The 217-nt window shown below is 55.8% G+C and carries 1 protein-coding gene; it reads right to left on the reverse strand.

Annotation, left to right across the window (positions count from 1 at the left end):
- Positions 1-49: 49 nt before the first annotated feature.
- Positions 50-217 (reverse strand): ATP-binding protein (locus QJT78_RS52955; RefSeq protein WP_281461026.1); only part of this gene is annotated, 168 nt, incomplete at its 5' end.

The following is a 217-nucleotide window of genomic DNA, read 5'->3' on the forward strand; positions in this document are numbered from 1 at the left end:
ACCTGCTTTGTTACGAAGCAGGCAGCGCAACAGACCAACCTGTAGGGGGTCAATTTTGGACGCCGATCCCCCGGCTTAGGGGGTCAATATTGCAAGCCGAATGACAGTCGGTCTCAAGATACTGGACCTTGTGGCTTTGCAGGATCGCCTGATAGGCAATCGCCTTGGCGATGTGCGACTTCCCGGTGCCAGGTTTGCCAACAAGCAGAGCGTTCTC

The organism is Bradyrhizobium sp. Mp27 (assembly GCF_029953005.1).
GTDB lineage: Bacteria > Pseudomonadota > Alphaproteobacteria > Rhizobiales > Xanthobacteraceae > Bradyrhizobium > Bradyrhizobium barranii.